Origin of the sequence: Staphylococcus kloosii, from assembly GCF_003019255.1 — a bacterium.
In the GTDB taxonomy this organism is placed as follows: domain Bacteria; phylum Bacillota; class Bacilli; order Staphylococcales; family Staphylococcaceae; genus Staphylococcus; species Staphylococcus kloosii.
Genome location: NZ_CP027846.1, coordinates 711,369 through 736,142 on the forward strand (window position 1 = coordinate 711,369; position 24,774 = coordinate 736,142).

At 33.3% G+C, this 24,774-nt stretch carries 22 protein-coding genes; 13 read left to right on the forward strand and 9 right to left on the reverse strand.

The window, feature by feature from the left end; translation table 11 throughout:
• Positions 1–136 precede the first annotated feature (136 nt).
• The 4 genes from C7J89_RS03375 to C7J89_RS03390 all read left to right on the forward strand — a co-directional run bounded on the left by C7J89_RS03375 (position 137) and on the right by C7J89_RS03390 (position 3,379).
• Entirely contained in the window at positions 137–889 is a 753-nt protein-coding gene (locus tag C7J89_RS03375; protein ID WP_061853760.1) for a trypsin-like serine peptidase, read from the forward strand.
• A gap of 212 nt (positions 890–1,101) precedes the next feature.
• Complete coding sequence (locus C7J89_RS03380) at positions 1,102–1,686, forward strand: M23 family metallopeptidase (protein ID WP_103295556.1); 585 nt, start codon at positions 1,102–1,104, stop codon at positions 1,684–1,686.
• A 69-nt stretch (positions 1,687–1,755) separates the two neighbouring features.
• The gene (locus C7J89_RS03385) at positions 1,756–2,181 is read left to right on the forward strand and encodes a 6-pyruvoyl trahydropterin synthase family protein (protein ID WP_103295555.1); all 426 of its coding nucleotides are present in this window, start codon (positions 1,756–1,758) and stop codon (positions 2,179–2,181) included.
• A 154-nt stretch (positions 2,182–2,335) separates the two neighbouring features.
• Positions 2,336–3,379, forward strand: a complete 1,044-nt coding sequence (locus tag C7J89_RS03390; protein WP_103295554.1) for a PTS sugar transporter subunit IIC — start codon at positions 2,336–2,338, stop codon at positions 3,377–3,379.
• 100 nt (positions 3,380–3,479) lie between these two features.
• Here C7J89_RS03390 and C7J89_RS03395 read toward each other — a convergent pair whose 3' ends face one another.
• Positions 3,480–3,770 carry a hypothetical protein gene (locus C7J89_RS03395; RefSeq protein WP_103295553.1) on the reverse strand — a complete coding sequence of 97 codons (291 nt, stop codon included), beginning with the start codon at positions 3,768–3,770 and terminating at the stop codon, positions 3,480–3,482.
• Between the two features lie 568 nt (positions 3,771–4,338).
• Between C7J89_RS03395 and C7J89_RS03400 the strand changes: the two genes are divergently transcribed.
• Entirely contained in the window at positions 4,339–5,088 is a 750-nt protein-coding gene (locus C7J89_RS03400; protein WP_103295552.1) for an aggregation-promoting factor C-terminal-like domain-containing protein, read from the forward strand.
• A 229-nt stretch (positions 5,089–5,317) separates the two neighbouring features.
• Complete coding sequence (locus C7J89_RS03405) at positions 5,318–6,481, forward strand: aminotransferase class I/II-fold pyridoxal phosphate-dependent enzyme (protein ID WP_103295551.1); 1,164 nt, start codon at positions 5,318–5,320, stop codon at positions 6,479–6,481.
• Positions 6,482–6,529: 48 nt separating this feature from the next.
• Here the strand turns inward: C7J89_RS03405 and copZ are convergent, their stop codons facing one another.
• A complete protein-coding gene (copZ, locus tag C7J89_RS03410; RefSeq protein ID WP_103295550.1) occupies positions 6,530–6,736 on the reverse strand; it encodes a copper chaperone CopZ in 207 nt (68 codons plus the stop codon).
• A gap of 27 nt (positions 6,737–6,763) precedes the next feature.
• Positions 6,764–9,151, reverse strand: coding sequence for a heavy metal translocating P-type ATPase (locus C7J89_RS03415; RefSeq protein ID WP_371860679.1), 2,388 nt, complete (start codon positions 9,149–9,151; stop codon positions 6,764–6,766).
• A gap of 270 nt (positions 9,152–9,421) precedes the next feature.
• Between C7J89_RS03415 and C7J89_RS03420 the strand changes: the two genes are divergently transcribed.
• Together C7J89_RS03420 and C7J89_RS03425 are read left to right on the forward strand one after the other, a co-directional pair.
• On the forward strand, positions 9,422–10,183 hold the full coding sequence (locus C7J89_RS03420) for an ABC transporter ATP-binding protein (RefSeq protein ID WP_103295548.1): 762 nt from the start codon (positions 9,422–9,424) through the stop codon (positions 10,181–10,183).
• Positions 10,173–12,062, forward strand: a complete 1,890-nt coding sequence (locus C7J89_RS03425; RefSeq protein ID WP_103295547.1) for an FtsX-like permease family protein — start codon at positions 10,173–10,175, stop codon at positions 12,060–12,062. Before C7J89_RS03420 ends, C7J89_RS03425 begins: the two co-directional genes overlap by 11 nt.
• 345 nt (positions 12,063–12,407) lie before the next feature.
• Here the strand turns inward: C7J89_RS03425 and C7J89_RS03430 are convergent, their stop codons facing one another.
• Positions 12,408–12,614 (reverse strand): cell wall inhibition responsive protein CwrA, encoded by a 207-nt coding sequence (locus C7J89_RS03430; RefSeq protein ID WP_061853749.1) that lies wholly within the window; start codon positions 12,612–12,614, stop codon positions 12,408–12,410.
• Between the two features lie 113 nt (positions 12,615–12,727).
• Positions 12,728–14,149, reverse strand: coding sequence for an SLC13 family permease (locus C7J89_RS03435; protein WP_103295546.1), 1,422 nt, complete (start codon positions 14,147–14,149; stop codon positions 12,728–12,730).
• Positions 14,150–14,337: 188 nt separating this feature from the next.
• Here C7J89_RS03435 and C7J89_RS03440 point away from each other — a divergent pair, with 188 nt between their 5' ends.
• On the forward strand, positions 14,338–15,531 hold the full coding sequence (locus C7J89_RS03440; protein ID WP_061853747.1) for a DUF819 family protein: 1,194 nt from the start codon (positions 14,338–14,340) through the stop codon (positions 15,529–15,531).
• Positions 15,532–15,552: 21 nt separating this feature from the next.
• Entirely contained in the window at positions 15,553–16,122 is a 570-nt protein-coding gene (locus C7J89_RS03445; RefSeq protein ID WP_103295545.1) for a sugar O-acetyltransferase, read from the forward strand.
• 34 nt (positions 16,123–16,156) lie between these two features.
• On the opposite strand, the gene C7J89_RS03450 is transcribed toward C7J89_RS03445, so the two are convergent.
• A complete protein-coding gene (locus C7J89_RS03450; protein WP_103295544.1) occupies positions 16,157–16,942 on the reverse strand; it encodes a putative hydro-lyase in 786 nt (261 codons plus the stop codon).
• 82 nt (positions 16,943–17,024) lie between these two features.
• Entirely contained in the window at positions 17,025–18,611 is a 1,587-nt protein-coding gene (locus tag C7J89_RS03455; RefSeq protein ID WP_103295543.1) for a BCCT family transporter, read from the reverse strand.
• Between the two features lie 232 nt (positions 18,612–18,843).
• Between C7J89_RS03455 and C7J89_RS03460 the strand changes: the two genes are divergently transcribed.
• Positions 18,844–19,356 carry a DUF4064 domain-containing protein gene (locus tag C7J89_RS03460; RefSeq protein ID WP_103295542.1) on the forward strand — a complete coding sequence of 171 codons (513 nt, stop codon included), beginning with the start codon at positions 18,844–18,846 and terminating at the stop codon, positions 19,354–19,356.
• A gap of 85 nt (positions 19,357–19,441) precedes the next feature.
• On the opposite strand, the gene C7J89_RS03465 is transcribed toward C7J89_RS03460, so the two are convergent.
• A complete protein-coding gene (locus C7J89_RS03465) occupies positions 19,442–20,512 on the reverse strand; it encodes an acyltransferase family protein (RefSeq protein WP_061853742.1) in 1,071 nt (356 codons plus the stop codon).
• Positions 20,513–20,856: 344 nt separating this feature from the next.
• Between C7J89_RS03465 and pruA the strand changes: the two genes are divergently transcribed.
• Complete coding sequence (gene pruA / locus C7J89_RS03470) at positions 20,857–22,401, forward strand: L-glutamate gamma-semialdehyde dehydrogenase (RefSeq protein WP_103295541.1); 1,545 nt, start codon at positions 20,857–20,859, stop codon at positions 22,399–22,401.
• Positions 22,402–22,461: 60 nt separating this feature from the next.
• Here the strand turns inward: pruA and C7J89_RS03475 are convergent, their stop codons facing one another.
• Positions 22,462–22,917: a MarR family winged helix-turn-helix transcriptional regulator gene (locus C7J89_RS03475; RefSeq protein WP_371860680.1), complete on the reverse strand. Its 456-nt coding sequence runs from the start codon at positions 22,915–22,917 to the stop codon at positions 22,462–22,464.
• Between the two features lie 145 nt (positions 22,918–23,062).
• Between C7J89_RS03475 and C7J89_RS03480 the strand changes: the two genes are divergently transcribed.
• The gene (locus C7J89_RS03480) at positions 23,063–24,703 is read left to right on the forward strand and encodes an alpha-keto acid decarboxylase family protein (protein ID WP_103295540.1); all 1,641 of its coding nucleotides are present in this window, start codon (positions 23,063–23,065) and stop codon (positions 24,701–24,703) included.
• Positions 24,704–24,774: the final 71 nt, after the last annotated feature.

Below are 24,774 nucleotides of genomic sequence, written 5' to 3' on the forward strand. Positions count from 1 at the left end.
TTAGTAGTTCTACGTAAATTGTTAAGTCTAATTCTATAGAAAGTAATTGTTTTTTGAAATTAATTTTAAAAAACAATTGATTATTTTCCGTATAAAATATAAATTAAATGTTAAGAAAAGGTAGGAGGTTTTTATTATGTCAAAAAAAGTCATAACAAGTTTGGCGACGGTATTAGCAATTACTTCCATAATTAATGTCAGTCATCATAATATTAAAGCTGCGACTAATAATGATACACAAAATACACAACAATCGGAGCAAACAAGTTTTAGGGTTATATTACCGAATGACGATAGACATCAAATATCTAACACTACGAGCGGTCATTATCAATCTTTAGGATTTGTTGATATGGGTAAAAATATTGCAACAGGAGTAGTAATTGGAAAAAATACTATTTTGACAAACAAACACGTAACCGATTTGTCTGACGGCAAAATGAAATTTGCGCCATCAGCATCCGATGAGTCTACATATCCATATGGTGAATTTGAAGAAAAAAGCAGTGAACAATACGACGGCGATGCTGATTTAGCAGTCGTTCATTTTAAAACTAATGATAAAGGGCAACATTTAGGTGATGTGGTTGATCCGGTGACTATCGGTGATCCAACACAAGGCCAAAAAGGAGATAATATTACAGTAACTGGCTACCCAGGAGATAAACCCATGGCGACAATGTGGGAAAGTAAAGGTAGAATTTTATCAAATAGTGCTTCAAGTATGACTTATGACGCAAGCACATATGGAGGCAATTCTGGCTCTGGCGTATTTAATGAAAACAATGAATTGATTGCATTACATTATGGTGGCGTTGAAAATGAAAGTAATAATGCTATACCTTTAACTGGAGATGTCCTAAAATTCATTAATGATAATAATAGTTAACTGAAGATAATTATTTACAATCACAATATCCTTGTTAAATAAAACAAGCGCATATTGTGATTTGTTATATTAGATAGAAAATAAGTTTAATTCGCCCATCATTAAAAATAAAAACAGTTTCTTCTATATAATATGTATATCGTTCGCATTTAATATAGTAGAAAAGTATACTTAATAATCCAATCTTATTTATATAAGGAATGATTAATTAAGTGAAAAGTATAATAAAAGTGTGTGTTTGGATTTTAATTGTAGTAGTGCCAATCATTATATTCACTTTTAATATTGGGAATGTTAAGCATCATTTATATGATACATTTCACAATAATGTCAGTATAAATAAAAAATCATCTGAATTTAATGACTTTATTTCTCGACAACGAAGTAGAGAAACTGAATCTTTTGGTGAATATAAAAACAAGCAACTTAGTAGTGAAGGTAAACATTATGGCATTGATTATGGTGTGCCAGAAGATACTAAAGTAAAAGCTGTGACGCATGGAACGGTTACACGAACTTTTGATAATGAGTTTGGAGGCAAAGTATTACAAATTGCAGAGGCAAATGGTCAATATCATCAATGGTACATGCACCTTAATAAATACAAGGTCAAAGTTGGAGACACAGTTAAACCAGGAGATGTTATTGCATTATCTGGTAACACAGGTAAACAAACTACAGGGCCTCACGTTCATTTTCAAAGAATGAAAAATGGGGTGGGCAATAAGTATGCTGAAGATCCTAAACCATTTATAGATAAACTCCCCGATAAAGAACGTAGCATTTACGAATTGTGATAGCACTTATCTTTAGTTATTGAGATAAAGGGTAAATATATTAGAACAGTAGCTAAGGGGGCTTCGTGTATGTCTGATATAAAAAATGTGCATCCACCAGAACAATTTAAATATAAAAATAGTGCAGTTAGAATCAAAAATTACTTTCAATTTACATGTGATAATCGAATATACTTTTCGAAAGTGAAGTATATTGATTTGACGAATCATCTTTATAAATTTGATGTTGAAATTTTATCGCCAATTGATGAATTAGGTTTGGCATTAGACTTTAATGAAGTTAATAAAATTTATAACGAACACATCGCGCCTTATTTAGATAAGCAATTAGTTAACGAAACGTTACCGACGATGAACACGACTGCTGAAAATATAGCTTTATGGATTTGGGATCAATTTGCTAGAGCTTTACCTAAAGGGAATAAATTAGAAAAATTAACATTTTTTGAAAATGAAACACAAGGACTAGTTCTTACAGCAGACGACATGGAGTAATATAAACTTTAGCCTATTACAAAATGAGCAACACTTTTTTTGTAATAGGCTAATATTTGGTGCTAATTTTGTATAAAAATTTTAATAACTATTTTTTTTATAAAAGATACGTGGTATATTATATCTTATATTTTACCATGGAGGTAGATTTTATATGGAAAAAGTCAGTCCTAAACAGTTTTTATACAACGTTTTATCGGGAGTAGCAATTGCGATTGTAGCAGGTCTTGTACCTAACGCAATTTTAGGTGAATTATTGAAATTTTTAGCAAGTAAAAATGCAATTTTTCAAACACCATTGCAAATCGTACTTGCCATTCAATTTACTGTACCATTATTAGTAGGAACTTTAATTGCCATGCGCTTTAAACTACAACCACTAGCCACAGCTGTCGTAGCAAGTTCTGCTTTTGTAGGTAGTGGTGTTGCACAATTTAAAAATGGAGCAGTTGTGTTAGTTGGTGTAGGTGATTTAATTAATACAATGATTACAGCGGCCATAGCAGTATTGTTTATTTTAGTAATTGGTGAGCGTTTCGGCAGCCTTGGATTAATATTTTTACCAACGATAGTCGGTGTTTCAGCAAGTCTAATAGGTGTCACAATACTACCTTACATAAAATTAATTACTACAGGCATAGGTAATCTTGTTAATACATTTACTGAATTACAACCTATATTAATGTCTATTTTAATAGCTATTGTCTTTAGTTTTCTTATTATATCTCCTATTTCAACAGTAGCGACTTCATTAGCTATAGGTATAACTGGCTTGGCGGCAGGTTCTGCATCAATAGGTATTGTGGCTTGTGAAGCGGCACTTGTAGCCGGCACGATTAAAATAAATAGGGCAGGCGTACCATTAACGATATTTTTAGGTGGCGTAAAAATGATGATACCTAATATGGTTCGTCATCCTATGATATTACTACCAATATTTACTACGGCGATTATTTCGGGTTTCGTAGGAGGTTTATTAGAAATTAGTGGTACGAAGGAATCGGCTGGGTTCGGCATAATAGGAATGATAGGTCCAATTAGTGCTTTTAAATTAATGGATGCAGATCCATTGATGCGTTTATTAGTAGTGTTTATAGCATTTTTTGTCGTGCCGTTTATTGTCGGTTTCGCGGTCAATGCTATCTATATGAAGGTCTTTAAATTATATGATAGAGAAATATTTAAATTTTTAGCGTAATCTTTGCGAATAATTCAAATAATATAGAATAAAAAGGACGTGCTCTATTAAGTTAGAGTACGTCCATCTCTTTAGCCAAAGTTAATTAATACTTTTAAAGTTACTTCATGCGTTCTAACATGACTAATTTTAGTGGTTTAATTAAATGATAGCTAGTATTTTTAGTGTTATCTTTTACTAATTCTTCTAACAAATCAATAAGTTCGATATCACTTTTATGACTATACCAATCATACAGTTGGTCGTCAGATAGTTGACTCAATTTGTACTTTTCAATGTCATAATAGCGATCGGCACCAAGTCCACCTTCATCAATCATTGTAGAAATTCGTGGAGACCGTGTTTCGTAAAGTTTGTCGATTCTTAAACGTGTATCATCATAAGTAGTCATAACAAAATCCTCCTTTCAAATGGTAACGTGGAGTCATTTCCAACTTGCTTAAATGCTGAATACTGTTCGTTAATATATGCTACAAACTATTATCTTCACTTATAGTGTATTATTACAAAACGGTTTACACAATATCTTTGCTCAAGTAATTCTATTTTTAAGTTTTTACTGTGGAATTCGACTGATTTATATTAAGGAACTTAATTTCAATGCAAATTTTTATATTACAACAATGTAATAAAAGTATGTCATGTAATTTTTCTGATAATAACAACAATTCTATTGAATACTGTTATAGAAGTCTATAAATAGGTAAAAAGCCTACTATTATGTTGATTTTAATTTAGCGACTAATGTTACAGAACGTTACAGAAACGGATTATTGTCATATAATTTACATGTTTTGTAAATGTTTTGTTATTAGTGTGTAATACAAATGAATATTTTTTGTGGTATATTATGTCTTGTCGAAAAAGCAATACATTATTTTTTTAAGTTAGCACATACGAAATTTATGAAATAAAAATATAGTTTTACCAAACAAAAATAACTGGAGGATTTTTTAATTATGAAAAAGACAGTATTAGCTTCATCATTAGCAGTAGCTTTAGGAGTAACAGGATACGCAGCAAGCAGTGACCATAACCAAGCACACGCTTCAGAAAACAACGTAAACCAAGCGCACTTAGCTGAATTAGCATTAAACAACTCATCAGAATTAAACGAGCACCCAGTACAAGCTGGCGCTTATAACTACAACTTCAACTATGCTGGTCATTCATTCAGCTTCCAATCAAATGGTAGCTCATGGACTTGGTCTGTAGACGGACAAGCTGATTCTCAACAAGATACTTCAGCTTCATACACTAACAACAACTCAGCTCAAGTTGCTCAACCACAACAAACAACTTCTAAACAAGCTGAAGTTAAAACTGTAGCAGCACCTAAAGCTTCTACTAGCCAAGCACAAACTACACAAACTACACAAACTACACAATCAACACAAACAACTAAAACAACAACTCAAAGCACTTCAAGTTCATCATCTTCATCAGCTTCAACTGGTGGATCTGTTAAAGCGCAATTCTTAGCTGCAGGTGGAACTGAAGCAATTTGGAACACTATCGTTTTACCAGAATCAAGCGGTAACCCTAACGCTGTTAACGAATTAGGATACAGAGGTTTAGGTCAAACTAAAGAATCTTGGGGAACTGGTTCAGTAGCTGAACAAACTAAAGGTTTACTTAACTACGCTAAACAACGTTATGGTTCAGTTGACGCTGCTGTAGATTTCCGTAACAAAAATAACTGGTGGTAAGATTTAGTTAAAATATATATTTTTTAAAGCTAGGACATAGTTAGATGTCTTAGCTTTTTTTATTTTTACTATATAAATTATAATAAATGTTACATAGAGCTGATTATGAAGTTGACACGTTAACGCTTTTTGTTAAACTTAACCTTAATTTGAAAGTTTAATAGAGCAAAATAGATGTAGAAAAATGTGGCATAGACATATGGTAAATATAAAGGAAGGGGTAGTTGTATTGATTATATCTGATAGATTAGTTCAAATACCAGAAAGCTATTTTGGTAAAACGATGGGGCGTGAAATTGAACATGGGCCATTACCGTTAATTAATATGGCTGTGGGTATACCGGATGGTGAGACGCCTAAAGGTATTTTAGATCATTTTGCAAATGCGCTATATCAACCCGAAAATCAAAAGTATGTAGCATTTCATGGTAAGGTTGAATTTAAACAAGCTATCGTAAATTTTTATCAACGACAATATGGTGTTGATTTAGATCCTGAAGCAGAAGTATGTATTCTTTACGGTACAAAAAATGGTCTAGTAGGTTTGCCTTCTTGTATAGTGAATCCTGGAGAAAATGTTTTATTACCGGATCCTGGATATACAGACTATCTAGCAGGCGTACAATTGGCTGATGGTATACCTAAGACTTTACCATTAGCTCCGCCGTATTATTTACCGGATTGGAAACAAATAAATTATGATACATTAATTAATACTAAGTTAGTTTATCTTACGTACCCTAATAATCCTACGGGTTCCGTGGCTTCTCAAAAAGTATTTGATGATGCCATAAAACAATTTAAAGGCACTAAAACTAAAATAGTGCATGATTTTGCCTATAGCGCATTCGGTTTTGATGCTAAAAATCCAAGTATTTTGCAAACTGAAGGATCTAAAGATTTAGCGATTGAAGTATTTTCACTTTCTAAAGGTTATAATATGTCTGGTTTTAGAGTTGGCTTTGCAGTTGGAAATAAAGAAATAATAAGGGCTTTAAAAAAATATCAATCGCACACGCATGCCGGTATGTTTGGTGCGTTACAAGATGCTGCGACTTATGCACTCAATAATTATGATGATTTTTTAGAACAACAAAATACTAAATTTAAAAAAAGAAGAGATTTTGTTCAAGCTCAGTTAGACGAGGCTAATATACCTTATGAACCAATGGCGGGCGGTATATTTTTATGGCTAAAAACACCACCTCATTATGATGGTGAACAATTTGTAGATTATTTATTACAAGAACAATCAATTCTTGTAGCGCCGGGTATTCCGTTTGGACTAAATGGTAAGCATTATGTCCGCATGTCGTTAGCATTAGACGACGAACAATTAGCAGCAGCGATTGCTAGACTTAAATCGCTACAATCTTTATATCATCAACAATAAAAATGCACGTTCCTATAATTATTGAGGAACGTGCTTTAGTGTGAATATTTATTTCACGTCATATCCTTGATCTTCTATAGCTTCAGTCATTGCCGCATCATCAACTTTGGCGTCATCGTAATTGACCTCAACTGTACCTGCTTCTAAATCAACATCGGCTTGTGATACGCCGTCTAAATTATTTAAAGCACCAGATACTGCACTTTTACAATGTTCACAGCTCATGCCTTCTACTTGAATTGTTTTTGTTGCCATATAAATCACCTCCCTTAAAGTATATGATTATAGTTTCATGCGTTTCAATCTTAAAGCATTCGTAACAACGCTGACTGAACTTAATGCCATTGCGGTACCTGCTACCCAAGGTGCTAACAAGCCAATTGCAGCAATAGGGATGCCCGCAACGTTGTAACCGAAAGCCCAGAATAGATTCTGTCTGATATTACGTATAGTATATTGGCTCACTTTTAACGCTTTAGGAATGAGTAATAAATCGCCACCTAAAATAGTAATATCTGCTGCTTCGATAGCAACTTCGGTACCTGTACCTATAGCAATGCCAGTTTGTGCTTGGACTAAAGCGGGTGCATCGTTAATACCATCACCGACCATTGCTACGCTGCGATTTTGTTGTTGCAATTGTTTTATTTCATTAGCTTTTTGTTCTGGTAAAACGCCAGCAATAACATGATCGATGCCGACTTGTTTAGCAATCGCTTTTGCAGTTAGCTCATTATCTCCGGTTAACATCACTGTACTAATATTTAATGCATGTAATTGCTCTATTGCTTGTTTAGCATTCGTTTTTACAGTATCAGCGACGGCTATAATACCAGCAAATTCACCAGATACTGCAATATACATCGCCGTTTTACCATCGTTTTCAAAGGAAGATAATTCCCTTTGTACATGATTTATGCTTATTTCATGTTTGTTCATTAATTTTAAATTACCTATCAAGATTTCTTTGTCACTTATTGTTGCTTGAATACCTAGACCTGGTATTGTTTCGAAATTTGTACTTTCAAGTAATGTTAGTTCTTTGCGAGTTGCATAATTTACAATAGCTTCGGCTAAAGGATGCTCTGAATAATATTCAGCACTTGCGACAAGTTGTAATGTTGATAAATTGCCTGTGAAATCAGTAACCTCGGGCTTACCATTGGTTAATGTTCCTGTTTTGTCAAAAACAATTGTATCTACTTTGTGCGCTTGCTCTATATGTTCTCCGCCTTTAAATAAAATACCACTTTGTGCCGCTTTACCCGTACCTACCATAATAGAAGTTGGAGTAGCTAAACCTAAAGCACAAGGACAGGCGATAACAAGTACAGATATTGTAGCGATTAAAGCAGGTTCAAATTGCCCAGTATTCACGACAGTTATCCAAATTAAAAAGGTAATAATAGCAATACCAACGACAATAGGAACGAAATAACTTGAAATAACATCTGCTAAACGCTGAATAGGTGCTTTAGAACCTTGTGCAGCTTCTACAGATTCAATAATTGAAGCAAGCGCAGTATCTTCGCCGACTTGCGTAGCTTCCATAGTAATAGCGCCATTTTTATTGAGTGTAGCACCTATAACTTTGTTATTTGCCGTTTTTTCAATTGGTAATGATTCGCCGGTAAGCATAGACTCATCAACCGCAGTTTGCCCTTTAGTTACAATACCATCTACTGGTATTTTTTCGCCGGGTTTAACTTCGATAATATCGCCAACGACAACTTCACTTACTGGTATCATTTGAACAGCGTCATTTCGAATAACGCGTGCTTCTTTACTTTGTAAACTTAGTAATTTGCTTAAAGCTTGTGTCGTGTGAGATTTTGCACGAGCCTCTAAATATTTACCGAAAAGTATTAGTGTAATTAATATGGCACTTGTTTCAAAATATAAATGAGGCGTAATATTTGGCTGAACCATCCATTTGATTGATTCGTAAATGCTATAACCATATGCGGCAGTTGTACCTAATGCTACAAGGACGTCCATGTTTGCTGAGCCACTTCGTAAACTTTTGTAAGCCCCAGTATAAAATTGCCAACCAATACCAAATTGTACAATAGTAGCTAATACAAATTGGAAATATGGATTCATAAATATATGAGGTAGCGGCAAACCAAATAGATGAACGAACATCGTCAATAGTAATGGTATGGATATAACAGCTGAAACAATGAGCTTAATTAATTTATGATGTAATTCTTTAGCTTTTTGAGAAGTTTTGTCTTTAGAGCTCGCTTTAAGCTGTGCGTCATAACCTATATTTTGAATCTTTTTAATTAAGTCATTTGGAGATATTATTTCAGGATTGAATGTAACTGTACTTAATTCGGTAGTTAAGTTAACGGTAGCCTGTTCCACACCGTGTGTACGTTTAAGTACTTTTTCAATACGTGTAGAGCAAGCAGCGCACGTCATACCAAATATATCTAATTCAATAGTATCTGTTACGACATCATAACCTGTTTTTTGTATCGTCTGTGTAATATCTGCTAATGAAGTTTGCTGGTTATTGTATTCAACAGTGGCTTTCTCGGTAGATGGATTTACCGTAGCAGTAACTTGATCTAATTTATTTAAATTTTTTTCTATTCTATTTGCACAAGCAGCACATGTCATACCCGTAATTGCGAGTGTGTCTTTTTTATGAGTGCTCATCAACTGACACCTCCTTATTAATTTAGCAACTTTCTTGGCTTAAATATACCCCTAGTAGGTATAAAAGTCAACGTAACTGTTTGGAAATTTTATAACGTTTTGTAAGGGAAATGATAAGATATAAACGATGAAATAAAATCTTAGCGTACATAAACGATGGACGAAGTGACAATTTTGTCATTTTTGTCAGCACATTTGTTAGGTCAAACGAACGTCATCCCAGCAAAATTTATTTACAATAAAATTAATAAATAGATAAAAGGAGTGTGTGTTATGTCTATATTAAAAGCAAATGGTTTAACTAAATCATATGGAAATAGACATCAACGTCAAGAAGTATTAAAAGGATTAGATTTCTCTATTGAAGAAGGGGAATTCGTGTCAATAATGGGGCCGTCTGGTTCGGGGAAAACGACGTTGCTCAACGTGTTAAGTTCTATTGATTATATTACAAGTGGAATAGTTGAGATTAAAGGTCAACAAATTAATAAAATGAGCAATAAAAAATTGGCTGATTTTAGAAAAAAAGAAATGGGCTTTATTTTTCAAGATTATAGCGTGCTTAATACTTTAACGGTAAAAGAAAATATTATGTTACCTTTATCGATACAAAATTTATCGAAAGCTACGATGATGAAAAATTATGACGAAGTTACACAAACTTTGGGTATCGACCATATTGGACATAAATATCCAAGTGGAATTTCGGGTGGACAACAGCAACGTACTGCAGCAGCACGTGCTTTCGTGCACAAGCCTTCAATTATATTTGCCGACGAACCTACAGGTGCATTAGATTCAAAAAGTGCACAAGATTTATTATTCAGATTAGAAGAAATGAATAAACAACTCAAGGCGACGATTGTTATGGTTACGCATGATCCGGTCGCTGCTAGTTATTCTAACAGAGTTATTATGTTAAAAGATGGTAGCATTCATTCAGAAATATACCAAGGCGAAGATACAAATAATGAATTTTACAAAAATATTATTCATATGCAAACTGCCTTAGGTGGTGTGACTAATGACGTTTAATCAAATAGTATTAAAAAACTTTAAAAAGAATATACAGCACTATGGCATGTATATCTTTTCATTGATTGTTAGTATCGTCTTATTCTTTAGTTTCGTTACATTAAAGTATACACATGGTATTAACAATGCTGATTCAACTGTTATTATCAAAAAAGGCGCTACGACAGGCGCATATTTTCTATTTATTATAATTATTATCTTTTTAATGTATGCGAGTCATTTATTTATTAAAAGACGTACAAAAGAATTTGCCATGTATCAACTTATCGGACTAACTAAAAAGAATATTATGCGTATGTTGATGCTTGAACAAATGGCAATGTTTGTTATTACAGGTGTGATTGGATTAATTGTTGGTATATTTGGCTCCAAAATTTTATTAATGATTGTTCTTAAAGTATTAAATATACACACGAGTGTGTCGATTAACTTCCATTCCCAAGCATTGTTACAAACTATTTTGATGCTCGTACTAGCATTTGTTCTAATCATGTGCCAAAGTTATTTATTTATTAAAAAGCGCAGCATTTTACAGATGATGAGTGACCAATCAAAATCAGATGTTAAAAATCCGAAAGTTACAATAGTAGAGACGGTATCAGGTGTATTAGGTATTGTAATGATTCTAATTGGTTATTACTTATCTACAGAAATGTTAGATAAATTCCTTGGGGCTGTAATGATATTACCATTTATTATTTTAGCTTTAACTGTCGTGGGGGCTTATTTATTCTTTAGAAGCTCTGTGTCACTCATATTTAAAACAGTTAAGCGTATGAAAAAAGGTAATGTGTCTATTACAGACGTCGTATTTACGTCATCAATTATGCACCGTATGAAAAAGAATGCCTTGTCACTTACAATTATTGCGACAATTTCTGCCGTGACAGTTACCATTCTATGTTTTGGTGCAATCAGTAAAGCGCAATTAGGCAATCAAATCGCTTCATCGTCTCCACAAGATTTTACATTTACGCAACAAAAGCAAGCTGATCAGTTTGCAGACCAATTAAAACAGCACGATATTAATTACAAGTTAAAATATAAAGAAGTTGCAACACCTAAGATGTTAAAAGATGATGTATTAAATGCACCTAAAACATACAGCAATGTTGAAACAATGATAGTAACGAGTAATAAATATTTCCATGATAAAGATGTTAAAGGTAATAATGCCAAACTAATTAACTTGGGAGCAATCGGACCAGAAATGAATCCTAAACTTAATAAAGATATTGTGTTACAAGGTTCAACAAAACATGCTTTTAAAGTTACATCTATAAGTGAAACGACTGAATTTTCAGCAGAAACGTCGTTTAACGGCCCGGTATTATTAGTAAGTGATGATCAATATAATGATTTAAAACAACATAGTAAAGACGTGAGAACGCAATCTGGATTTGATATTGTTAATCATAACCAAATGACACAAGCTGAAAAAATAGCACATAAAATCAATCCTAATATCCAATCTCAAAAAGAAGCTAAAAAACAAGCAGATCAAAGTACAGGTATTTTATTATTTGTAACAAGTTTCTTAGGGTTAGCATTTTTAGTTGCAGCAGGATGTATTATTTATATTAAGCAAATGGATGAAACTGAAGATGAAATTGGAAACTTCCGCATTTTAAGAAAAATGGGTTACACACATCACGATATGACATTAGGTTTGGCATTAAAAGTAGCATTTAACTTTGGTATGCCATTAGTGGTGTCATTATTACATTCATTATTTGCAGCCTTAGCATTTATGAAATTAATGGGATTAAACACATTAATTCCTGTTTATATTGTAATGGTAGCTTACTCAATTATTTACTGTATATTTGCGATAATGGCATTTATACATTCGCATAGAATAGTTAAACATTCAATTTGATAATTAGTATGTAGCGATGACTAACTTAAAATTTATTACTCCTCCAGAAAAATAAATATTATTACTTTTATATAAATGAGCCTGACCATTATAGTGTCTTCAGGCTCATTTTATATTGGCAGTAGATGACTGAATTGAAAATACGCTTATATCAAGCTGCTTTCAAATCTAGTTGTCCTAGCTCCCTTAATTTTTAGGCTATTGAAAAATAAAAAAAGACGTTAACTCATTGATAGTTAACGTCTTTTTTAAGTGTCATCAGTCTTTGCTTATATATGAAAAGTAAGTGAATAGGAGTTTAAAAACTTGTTTTCAGGTGCTGTATTCCCTTAATAAAATAAAGCTTTAAAAGAAGTCAGCTGGGTTTAAATCTTTAAAATCAATATTCTTTAGTGATTTGAAGTTGATATTTTCAACATTTTGCAAAATCTCGCCATTTTTAACTTGGTTGTAGTAATGATGAGCATCTTCAGTTACATTGTGTTCTTGGAACGTCTTGATAGCACCAAGTATTAATAATACTGCAATGGCACCTTTTAATAATGTTTTCATAATTAATAACTCCTTTAACTACTTGATATATATATTGTAACTGTTAAATGTAATGCTATCATGCGTCCTTAGTATAGAAGTTGTATCAAACCTTAGTAGTATATTGCTTTGATTTAAATACCAAAAGCGATTGGAAGCCAGAAATAAACGAATAATGAAATAATTACTATTGTAAATAAATTCAAAATAAATCCAGCTTTGATCATATCTTTCATTTCTAATTCGTCCGAACTAAACACCGCAGCATTTGGTGGCGTTGAAATAGGCAACATAAATGCACATGTAGATGAAAGTGCTACAACTGCCATGATAAAGAATGCATCTTGATGAATAGCAGCTGCGAGTCCTATACTAATAGGCATTAACATATTAGACACCGCAGTATTTGACATTACTTCTGTTAAGAATAAAATGGCTGTCGTTAAAATAATAACGATTAATACTAATGGTAATGGTTTAACAATATCTAATAGACCACCAATCCATTTAGTTAAACCTGAATCTTCAAACGCGGCAGCTAATGAAAGGCCACCACCAAATAGAATTAAGATACCCCAAGACAGTTTAGATAAGTCGTCCCAAACGAGTAAACCACCTTTTTTAGATTTAGCAGGGATTAAGAAAAGTAATACAGCACCACTCATAGAAATTACAGTATCTGATAAATGTAATGATGCTGGTAAAGCACTGCTAGAAATCCATAAAATACTGACGAATAGAAAGACGATGCCAGTAAGTTTTTCATCGGTACTCATTGGGCCTAACGCATGTAGTTCTTTTTTAGCAAAGTCAGAAGATACTTGATCTGCATCTTCGACTTTGAATAACCATTTAGTTAATAAGAAATATAAAACGACTAATAAAACGATTGTGATTGGTACGGCAAACAGCATCCATTGTGCGAATGATACTGTTCTATGTAAACTTGACGAAGCAACAGCCGCAAATACCGCATTCGGTACGGAACCTATTAATGTTGCCAATCCACCAATGGAAGCGGAATAAGCAACGGTTAATAATAATGCTTTAGAAAATTTATGTGTAGATTCAGGCGATAAAAACTTTGCTTCTTTAATTTCTTCGATAAGTGCTAATGCGATAGGTAACATCATCAAAGCAGTAGCGGCATTAGAAATCCACATTGAAATAAATGCGGTAGCAATCATTGTACCGAGAATAATACGGTTACTGTTTGAACCCATCATTGTTATTATCGTCATGGCAATACGTTTATGTAAGTTACATTTTTCTAGTGCAATGGCAATAATAAAACCACCCATGTACATGAAAACAATTGGATCAGCATAAGCAGAGGCTGCAATTTTTTCACTAGTACCACCAGTTAGTGGTAAAAGGATTAATGGTAATAACGAAGTTGCAGGAATTGGAATGGCTTCCGTAATCCACCAAGTTGCTACAAATAACGTAACAGCTAATACTGCTCTAGGTGCATCGCTAAGGCCTGTAATGCCAGGAATAAAATAGAAAATTAAAAATAAGGCTGGGCCAAGTATTAAACCGATTTTTTGTTTCATATAAAAAGTCCCCCTTTGTTTTATGAAACCTTATCAATAAGAATATCAATTAACGCTAGCCAGCACAATAATATTTGAATTATATTTAAAATATTCTGAAAAGTTGATTAAATACTAATACTCATTGATAATATAAAATAAATTAATTCAAACCATTGTAATCAATAAAAATAAAGAGGGTGAAGCTAATGGTATTAAATACGGTAATTGCGAAAGATGATACGTGGGTACTGTGGGCAATCATTATTATTTGGGCAACTGTAAGTTTATTTCTTGAACAACGCTATAAGTGGGCTAGTACTATATCGGGCGCAATCATAGCACTTGTGGGTGCGATGCTATTATCTAATTTTAAAATCATACCAACGAAGGCACCTGTCTATGATACCGTATGGGACTATATTGTGCCTTTATCCATTCCCTTGTTATTGTTCGGATCGAATATTATTAAGGTATGGAAAGAAAGTAGAAGATTATTAGTCATTTTTCTAATTGCATCAGTGGGAACAATGATTGGAGCAGTTGTTGCATTTTTAACTTTACATAGATGGATTCCATATTTGGAAAAAATTGGAGCCATGATGACAGGAAGTTATATAGGTGGAGGTGTGAATTTTGCGGCTATAAGTTCTAAACTAAACACACCTAAAGATATGATTTCATCGACTGTCGTTGCAGATAATAGCGTAATGGCGCTCTATTTTTTATTACTTATAGCGATACCTGCCATGCCATTTATCAAAAAGCATTTTAAAACGGATTATAACGGCGCTACAACCGAAGAAGAACAACAAGCTTTTTGGGAACCGAAGAAAATTCAAATTTTAGATATTGCGATTTCTGTGGCAACTGCCTTTACATTGGTAGCAGTAAGTTTTAAATTATCAGAGTTAATTCAACATTGGATTCCAAAGAGTAACGTCTTTTTGACGATTATTGTCTCATTCTTTGGTGATCAATATTTATTATTAACGACGTTTACTTTAATTGTGGTCGCAATTTGGGGAGACTTTTTTGAAAAATTAGCTGGTGCATCTGAAATAGGAACATTTCTAATATATATTTTCTTTGTAGTTATTGGGATTCCTGCATCATTTGCTACAATTATTCAAACAGCACCTTTATTATTTGTCTTTGTAATTATTATATTAATATTTAATTTAGGGCTTAGTTTAATAGTAGGTAAATTATTTCATTTTAAAATTGAAGAAATATTATTAGCGAGTAATGCTACTGCTGGAGGACCGACTACTGCTGCAGCTTTAGCAATAGGGAAACGATGGACCAATTTAATCGGACCTATTTTAATTATAGGTACGCTAGGTTATATTATCGGTAACTATGCGGGAACACTTATTTATCACTTATTACTGTCGTTGTAATGGCTGTTAGGGGGAATTGAAGTGGATGAAAAAGAGAAAATGTTAGCTGGTGAGTGGTATGATGCAAACTATGATAGTGCATTAACTAAAGAAAGAATAAAAGCTAAAGATCTATGTTTTGATTTGAATCATACGAAACCAAGTGATACAGAGGAACGACATAAAATATTGAGCTCACTCTTTAATAATGAATTTAGCAACATAGAAATATTAAGTCCTTTTATGGTCGATTATGGATATAACATAACGCTTGGCGATAACGTATTTATTAATCACGATTGCTATCTAATGGATTGTGCTCCGATATCTATAGGTGACAATACATTTATCGGCCCAAAATGTGGTTTGTATACGGCTAATCATCCATTAAATGCAGTAGCAAGAAATAAAGGGTTAGAACAAGCATTACCGATAACTATTGGCAACGATGTTTGGTTAGGTGCTAACGTTATTATTTTGCCTGGCGTGACTATTGGTAATGGCGTAGTCGTAAGTGCAGGTAGTATTGTGACGAAAAATATTAGTGATAATCAACTTGTTATGGGGGCGCCAGCAAAAGTTGTTAAAGCAATAAACAATAATGAGAATTAGAAAAAGCGCAATTTCATTTGAAATTGCGCTTTATTTAATGTGACATGTCACTGTCTCTTACGTCTGTAATAAACATATGTCCAGGAGCATGTGTAATCATTAATGAAGGTTTGGCTTCCAATGCTACTGACTGTGGTGTAACGCCACAACCCCAAAAAACAGGAACTTCATTATTATATATAGAAACAGCTTCTCCAAAATCTGGCTTATTAATATTTTCGATACCTATTTCTTGAGGATTACCAATATGAATAGGTGTCCCATGAACGTTTTTAAAATGAGTTGTAATCTCAGTCGCTTTAATCGCTTCTTGCATCGTCATAGGACGCATGCTTACGGTAATTGGGCCATTAAATACGCCACTAGATGCTGCAGGTATATTTGTGACGTACATAGGTACATTGTGCTGTTCTTCTATATGACGTACTGGAATTTTAGCATCTAATAAGGCATGCTCAAATGTAAAGCTACAACCGATTAAAAAGCTTACCAAATCATCATTATAAAGATGTGTGATATCACTAGGTGAAGAAACTAAAGTGCCGTTTTCATATACGTTATACTTTGCTACATCTGTTCTAATATCCGCCGAATGACCAAAGGTTGGAAATGATGGATCACCTACTTCAGATACATCTAATAATGGACATGTTTTAGGATTTCTAAAACAAAATTTTAAAAAATCATAGGCATATGCTGAAGGTAATATCACCACATTCGCTTGTACATAGCCTTTTGCTAAACCACTTGTGTGTCCTTGAAGTTGTCCTTCACGGATATATTGTCTAATTTTACTTGGCGACGCCTGACTTAAATCCATATTACCATCCCCCTTAATTGTATAACATTATTATATCAAATCCATGTGATGCTATGTGTGTTAAGGGCGTTAAGCGTTATTGCTATTCTTTATTTTCTTCCATTTCACGCTTTTCTAATGGGATAGAGTAATCCTTATCGTCTTCGATATAAGTCATTTCGAAATGTTCTATAGGCTCACGTCTTAAGGCTTTCATGATTGAGAACACCATAAGCAATAATATTATTGAGAATGGTAAACCAGTGACAACGGAAGCGGTTTGTAAACTTGTTAAACCACCAGCTAGTGTCATTGCAATTGAGACCGCGCCAATTAAGACGCCCCAAATAATTTTATGAATCGTCTTAGGATGCGTAAGACCGCCAGTAGCCATACTAGCTACTATATGGGTAGTAGAATCTGCGCTAGTAATAATGAATATATAAATGAGTGCTATTGCTAATGCACTTGTAATATCAGCCATAGGGAACTTAGATAAAAGTTCAAATAAAGCTATCGTATAGTCTTTGTCGACAAGTTGAGCAATATTATCATTTTGTGTTAAAGCAATTTTTAAGGCAGTACCACCAAATGCTGCAATCCAAGTGAACGAGATTAATGGTGGAATAATAAGCACGCAAATTACAAATTCTCGTATTGTTCTACCTCTAGAAACTCTGGCTACAAAACCACCAATAAATGGAGACCAAGAAATTACCCAAGCCCAATAGAATACAGTCCATTGTTGTATCCAAGCATTGTTACCGGTGTATGGACTAATTCGTAAGCTATATTCAACAAAGTGGCGTAAATAATCTCCGATAGCTAAAGTATAAGACTCTAAAATAAATCTTAAATCACCAAAAATAAGTATGAAAACAAGTAAAATAGCACCCAAACCAATGTTAATATTACTAAGCCATTTTACACCTCTATTTAAGCCAGTAATTGCAGAACCTAAAAATATAATAACCATTAATAGTGTTATGCCAATTTTTGTAAAGTTGTTATTTGGTACACCATAAACATGATGTAAACCACCGCTTATTTGCATAATTCCTAAACCTATTGATGTTGCAATACCCATTACCGTAGCGATAATTGCCAAAATATCAATAATATTACGGATAGGTCGTTTATAGCTTTCGCCAAATACGGGTTCCATTGCAGTCGAAATTAAACCATCACGCTTTTTTCTAAATTGGAAAAAGGCTACAGTCAATCCAGCTATCGCAAAAATCGACCATTGTGATATGCCCCAATGGAAAAATGTGTAACCCATAGCTAAACGTGCGGAAGCGGCTGATTCTCCTGATGCTTTGCTAGGAAAGGGGGAATGTAAATAGTGAGAAAGTGGTTCAGCCACACCCCAAAAGACAATACCGACTCCTAATCCAGCTGAGAACAACATGCCAATCCAAGACATGAGTGAGAATTCCGGTTCCTCATTGTCATCACCTAATTTAAATCTGCCATAGCGAGATACCGCTAAACTAATTAGGAAAATATCTAAAATAAAAATAATGACTAAAAATAGCCAACCAAACGTGTTAGTAATTACAGAATATAAAGATTGGGCATAAGTACCAAAAGGTTTTGGAAATATACCGGCAATTAAAGTAACTATTAAAATAATAGCTACTGAAATTGAATAAACTATATATTTATGTTTTGTTGCTCTATCGTTCATATTTACTATTCATTCCTTTATATATTTTATCGTTTTAAGTTCATTACCCTACACAATATAAACATATACATAATGTTTATATTTAATATTAAAAGTAGTGAAATTAATAGTTTGAAAACGTAAATTAAGGTTTAAATAATAAATATAAGCCACATAAGTTATTTTGCGTTATTTATATATCAACAGTTATAATTAACTATGAGCAAAGAATTTTGTTTGAGGAGGTACAAACATGAAACGTACAGCTGAGAAGGTTTTAACTTGGATAGGTATACTATTCCAAATATTGATGATTGCAGTAATGGCGTTGGCATTACCATTTTTAAATGACCCTAGCATTAAAAATGAGGCGATTAATCGTATTGAATCGATGAAAGCTAATGGAAGTTTAAATCAAGGTTTATCACAAGTCACACCTTCAGAATTATTCGATCTTGTAAAACACGGTGCGATTATTATCGTTATCATAGCTATTGTTTGTTTTATTTTAGCTATTATTATGACTCAATTAATGCGTCGCATACCTAAGACGATAAGTGTGTTATTAATACTAATGGCTATTGTTAACCTGTTGACAGGTAACTTAATTACATCATTATTATGGTTAATAGCCGGAATTATGTTAATGGCGCGTAGCGATAAAGCGAAGCAATATACTAAAAAACAAGCGAAACAAGTGAAGGACAGAGCGACTAAAAAAGGTTCGCAAAGTAGTCAACAATATAAACGTAGTAATAGAAAATAATTTTACGTTGGTATCTGTGGCGTAAATTAGATCTGTGTATATAAAAGCGAGCGCTAAAACTAGCGCTCGCTTTTTATATATTGGTTTAATCCATTTTACCTAGTTTATAACTTTCATAGACTTTTTCATGTTTAATATTACCAATGCCACCAACTACATATTTACCGAATTTAAATAGATTTAATAAATATGCTAAGCAAACAGCTACTGTCAATGTAATTATAAATGTGAAAACAATATTTCTTATCGCACTATCTTCACGTAACATCCCAAGTTGATTGACGAAAAAGTAGTGCAATAAGTAGATACAGAAAGAGTAATTACTTATAAACAATATAAATTTTGGCACGTATTTAATATACGAAGAAAATAAGAAAAACATTAAAATAACCATTGTGACATAGATAGGTATATCAAATCGTTTTGATTCTACCCAAGTACTTACGCCAAATACGTAGTTACAAATTAATAACCCAGCGGCTAATATGGTACCGATGATAATAGACGTAGTATATTTTTTAATATTTTTCATAAGTGTTTCATAATAAACACCAGTGTAAAAACCAAGGACAAAATAACTAATCCATCCGAGAAATAACATCCAGCCTTCACGTCCCCAAAACATCGAGACGATGTCGCCATGCGCAGGTGGTACATATTGTCTGAATGCCCAATATAGCGTGGCGAAAATAGTCGTGCCAATAACCATAGGGATAGGTTTCCATCTCACTAAATATTTAGCAAAAAAGAAATGTAATAAATAAAATTGCATAATTATCACAATAAAATATGTAACTGCTGCACCATGAAACATTGTGTCATTCAAGTGTCCTATAAAAGCTTTAAAAGAGTCAGGTTTAAAATAAAAGTAAGAAATACCAATATTTATAAACACATAGGGGATACCTAAATAAATTAACTTGTTTTTGAAAAATCCTTGCTTTATCGTTGTATGATAATTTTTAGCTAATAAAAATTCTGATATAAAAACAAACAAAGGCGTACTAAACATTAATAGCAATTGAACGATACGAATTAATGTACCTTTGCCTAAATTATCACTTTGGATAAAGGTAGTTGTTATAGAGTGAATGAGCACTATACTAAGACAAGCGATTGTGCGCATCCAAAAAATCACTGATGTGTATGTTTTCATTGTTAAGACTATACCTTTCTTAAAATGTTGTGCATTATATAAAAATAAATTTCAATTCAGTAAATATTCGAATAGAAATCATAACATATATAAATAAAATACAATATTAATTTATGTTCAATAAAGATTAAATTTTAATTACAAAATCAATGGACGCTGCTATATCAATGTTTTAGTTAGTGATTTTAAAGTTTTAGTGCTAATTAATTGATAGGGCGCAATACAAATTCGAAAAGTTAACTGGAAGCGTTTGCAATTATGATTAGAAGTCGCTAGAATATAAAAGGAATGGAAGAATCCATTTTTAAGTTTTTCTATTTACAAATGACATGGGGGTAGAAAAGATGGTAGTTAAGTATAGTTATGAACCTGGAATAGATTTTACAGATCCTAAAAATGTAGAATCATTCAAAGAGACCTTAAATAAAGTTAAAGGTGAATTGAATACAAAAATTCCTTTAGTAATAAATGGAGAAGAGTCGTTTACAAAAGATACGTATACGTCTATTAATCCAGCGAAAACTTCTGAAATAATCGCAGAAGTATCAAAAGCTTCTAAGAAAGAAGTGGATAAAGCTTTTGATGCGGCAAATAAAGCATACGAATCATGGAGAAAATGGTCTCATAGAGATCGTGCAGAACTATTATTACGTATTGCTGCAATTATTCGCAGAAGAAAAGAAGAAATCGCGGCAGTAATGGTTTATGAAGCAGGTAAACCATGGGATGAAGCTGTAGGCGATGCAAGCGAAGGTATTGACTTTATTGAATATTATGCAAGATCTATGATGGACTTAGCTGATGGTAAACCAGTATTGGATAGAGAAGGAGAACATAATAAATACTTCTATAAACCAATTGGTACTGGCGTTACAATTCCACCTTGGAACTTCCCATTTGCTATTATGGCTGGTACAACATTAGCTCCAGTCGTTGCAGGTAATACTGTATTATTAAAACCAGCAGAAGATACACCATTAACTGCGTATAAATTAATGGAAATTTTAGAAGAAGCAGGCTTACCAAAAGGTGTAGTTAACTTTGTGCCTGGTGACCCTAAAGAAATTGGCGACTATTTAGTTGATAGTAAACATACGCACTTTGTTACATTTACTGGTTCAAGAGCAACTGGTGTGCGTATTTTTGAACGTGCGGCTAAAGTACAAAAAGGTCAACAATTCTTGAAACGTGTTATCGTTGAAATGGGCGGTAAAGATGCGATTATCGTAGATAAAGATTGTGATACTGATTTAGCAGCAGAATCAATCGTGACATCTGCATTCGGTTTCTCTGGACAAAAATGTTCAGCATGTTCAAGAGCAATTGTACACAAAGATGTGCATGATGAAGTTTTACAAAAAGCAATCAAATTAACTCAAGAAATTGAAGTGGGTAACACTTTAAATAACACTTACATGGGACCTGTAATTAATAAAAAACAATTCGATAAGATTAAAGACTATATCGAAATTGGTGGTAAAGAAGGTAAGATTGAACAAGGTGGCGGCGCTGACGATGGCACTGGTTACTTTATCGAGCCAACTATTATTTCAGGTTTAAAATCTAAAGACCGTGTAATGCAAGAAGAAATCTTTGGACCAGTAGTAGGCTTTGTTAAAGGTTCAGACTTTGATGAGTTATTAGAAATTGCTAATGACACTGATTACGGTTTAACAGGTGCAGTAATCACTAATAATCGTGAGCACTGGATTAGAGCATGTCGCGATTATGATGTAGGTAACTTATACCTAAATCGTGGTTGTACTGCAGCAGTTATGGGGTATCACCCATTCGGTGGCTTTAAAATGTCTGGTACAGATGCCAAAACAGGAAGTCCTGACTACTTATTGAACTTCTTAGAACAAAAAGTAGTGTCAGAAATGCTTTAATATGCATAACAAAACTACCTATTAGCTTATATGGCTAATAGGTAGTTTTTTGTGTGTCGTTTAATGAGTATCTTCCTTAATTAAGTGTTTGATATCTCTAAATCCTTCGCGATGATCCGCAAGTTCTTCCATTATACGATACCAATCATTATCGCCTTCGCTAAAGATTTGGCGTAATAAATCGTTTTGTGCGCTATTGAGTTTTTCAACTAACTCGTGTCCTTCATCCGTAATAAATAATTGCTTTACGCGCATATCATCAGGATTAGGCTGTTCGATGATTAATTTTTTCTCTTTAAGTGTTTTCAATGTTGCGTGTGAACCTTGCTTCGAAATATCTAGCACTGCTAATAATTGCTTAATCGTAATACCAGGTAGTTTGTTGATGAAAAATAAAAAGCGATGGTGTTGGCGATTCATACCGGATTGTTCAATGATTTCGTCGGCTCTATTAATAAATGTTTTATAAGCGAAATAAAACAACATGTGTTCGTAATCACGATGGTTTGTCATTATAGTGTAACTTCCTTTAAATTAAATAGTTGCACCTATTATAGCAAAAAATGATTTGTTGTCATAATTAAGTCAATAAGGTTGACCTATTTTTAAAATGCAGTTATTATATTAATTGTAAGGCCAATTGTGAAAGGTGGAATGAATTATGAAAATGAGAGTAGGACAGTATTTAATTGATGCTATTCACAACGCAGGAGTAAACGAGATTTTTGGTGTTCCAGGAGATTTTAACTTAGCGTTTTTAGACGATGTTATTGAGCACAAGGACGTAAAATGGGTGGGCAATACAAATGAGCTAAATGCAAGTTACGCCGCAGATGGATATGCGAGAATGAATGGACTAGCTGCAATGATTACCACATTTGGCGTAGGAGAATTAAGTGCAGTAAATGGTATAGCTGGTTCTTACGCAGAGCGTGTACCAGTAATTGCTATAACAGGTGCACCAACAACTAAAGTAGAACAAGAACGTAAATTTGTGCATCATTCATTAGGAGAAGGCACTTTTGATGATTATAGAAAAATGTTTGAACATATTACTACGGCTCAAGGTTATATCACTATAGATAATGCTGTAGATGAAATTCCTAGATTAATCAATGCTGCTATTAACGAACGCCGTCCTGTACACGTACATCTACCAATTGATGTTGCAATGACTGAAATTGAAGTAGACAAAGCATTTCAACCGACTGTGAAAGAATCAACAATTAACGAACAAGTGGTTGAGATGATTTCACAAAAATTAAGTAGTGCATCACAACCAGTTATTATTACAGGACATGAAATTAATAGTTTTGATTTACATGAAAAATTAGAACAATTTGTTAATAAAACAAATATACCAGTAGCACAATTATCACTTGGTAAAGGTGCGTTTAACGAAGAAAATGAACATTACTTAGGTATATACGATGGTAGCGTAGCTGAAGAAAATGTTAGAAATTATGTCGATCAAAGCGATGCCATTTTAAATATTGGTGCAAAAATCACTGATTCAGCTTCTGCTGGCTTCTCATACAAATTTGATATCGACGATGTAGTGATGTTAAATCACCGTAATTTCAAAATGAATGAAACAAGACGTGATGATATTGATTTACCGACATTATTAGATAGCCTATTGGCAATTGAATATCATAATGACGCTACATTCCCTGAAATAAATCGTGAACTTGATGACAATTTTGAGTTAACGAGTGAGCCATTAAAACAAGAAACTTACTTCAAAATGATGCAACAATTTATTGGTTTAGATGATGTCATTTTAGCTGAACAAGGTACTTCTTTCTTTGGCGCATATGATTTATTGTTATATAAAAACAATAAATTTATTGGGCAACCACTTTGGGGTTCAATCGGTTACACTTTACCGTCATTATTAGGTACACAAATGGCAGACCAACAACGTAGAAATATCTTATTAATTGGTGATGGATCATTACAATTAACTGTTCAAGAATTATCAACTATGATTCGCCAACAAATTAACCCTATTATTTTTGTCATTAACAATGATGGGTATACTGTAGAACGACTAATTCACGGAGAACATCAACCATACAACGATATTCATATGTGGGATTACAAAGCTTTACCACAAGTGTTTGGCGGCGATAATGTAGGTATACATGAAGTAGCCAATGCGCAAGATTTAAAACATACTTTCGAAAACATAAAAGCGCAAGGCAATAAAATGCATTTTGTAGAAGTTAAAATGGCGCAAGGTGATGCGCCTGAAAAACTAAGAAGCATTAGTCAGGTATTTGCTAATCAAAATAAATAAATAAATAATATTACAATAAGGCTGTGACGCAATGTCATAGTCTTATTTTTGCTTTAATTGTAAATTTAAAA

Excerpts from the sequence above, each read along its gene's own strand:
- C7J89_RS03375 (WP_061853760.1), top strand. The coding sequence starts at position 137 with ATGTCAAAAAAAGTCATAACAAGTTTGGCGACGGTATTAGCAATTACT.
- C7J89_RS03385 (WP_103295555.1), top strand. The coding sequence starts at position 1,756 with ATGTCTGATATAAAAAATGTGCATCCACCAGAACAATTTAAATATAAA.
- C7J89_RS03390 (WP_103295554.1), top strand. The coding sequence starts at position 2,336 with ATGGAAAAAGTCAGTCCTAAACAGTTTTTATACAACGTTTTATCGGGA.
- C7J89_RS03395 (WP_103295553.1), bottom strand. The coding sequence starts at position 3,770 with ATGACTACTTATGATGATACACGTTTAAGAATCGACAAACTTTACGAA.
- C7J89_RS03400 (WP_103295552.1), top strand. The coding sequence starts at position 4,339 with ATGAAAAAGACAGTATTAGCTTCATCATTAGCAGTAGCTTTAGGAGTA.
- copZ (WP_103295550.1), bottom strand. The coding sequence starts at position 6,736 with ATGGCAACAAAAACAATTCAAGTAGAAGGCATGAGCTGTGAACATTGT.
- C7J89_RS03420 (WP_103295548.1), top strand. The coding sequence starts at position 9,422 with ATGTCTATATTAAAAGCAAATGGTTTAACTAAATCATATGGAAATAGA.
- C7J89_RS03425 (WP_103295547.1), top strand. The coding sequence starts at position 10,173 with ATGACGTTTAATCAAATAGTATTAAAAAACTTTAAAAAGAATATACAG.
- C7J89_RS03430 (WP_061853749.1), bottom strand. The coding sequence starts at position 12,614 with ATGAAAACATTATTAAAAGGTGCCATTGCAGTATTATTAATACTTGGT.
- C7J89_RS03435 (WP_103295546.1), bottom strand. The coding sequence starts at position 14,149 with ATGAAACAAAAAATCGGTTTAATACTTGGCCCAGCCTTATTTTTAATT.
- C7J89_RS03440 (WP_061853747.1), top strand. The coding sequence starts at position 14,338 with ATGGTATTAAATACGGTAATTGCGAAAGATGATACGTGGGTACTGTGG.
- C7J89_RS03450 (WP_103295544.1), bottom strand. The coding sequence starts at position 16,942 with ATGGATTTAAGTCAGGCGTCGCCAAGTAAAATTAGACAATATATCCGT.
- C7J89_RS03455 (WP_103295543.1), bottom strand. The coding sequence starts at position 18,611 with ATGAACGATAGAGCAACAAAACATAAATATATAGTTTATTCAATTTCA.
- C7J89_RS03460 (WP_103295542.1), top strand. The coding sequence starts at position 18,844 with ATGAAACGTACAGCTGAGAAGGTTTTAACTTGGATAGGTATACTATTC.
- C7J89_RS03465 (WP_061853742.1), bottom strand. The coding sequence starts at position 20,512 with ATGAAAACATACACATCAGTGATTTTTTGGATGCGCACAATCGCTTGT.
- pruA (WP_103295541.1), top strand. The coding sequence starts at position 20,857 with ATGGTAGTTAAGTATAGTTATGAACCTGGAATAGATTTTACAGATCCT.
- C7J89_RS03480 (WP_103295540.1), top strand. The coding sequence starts at position 23,063 with ATGAAAATGAGAGTAGGACAGTATTTAATTGATGCTATTCACAACGCA.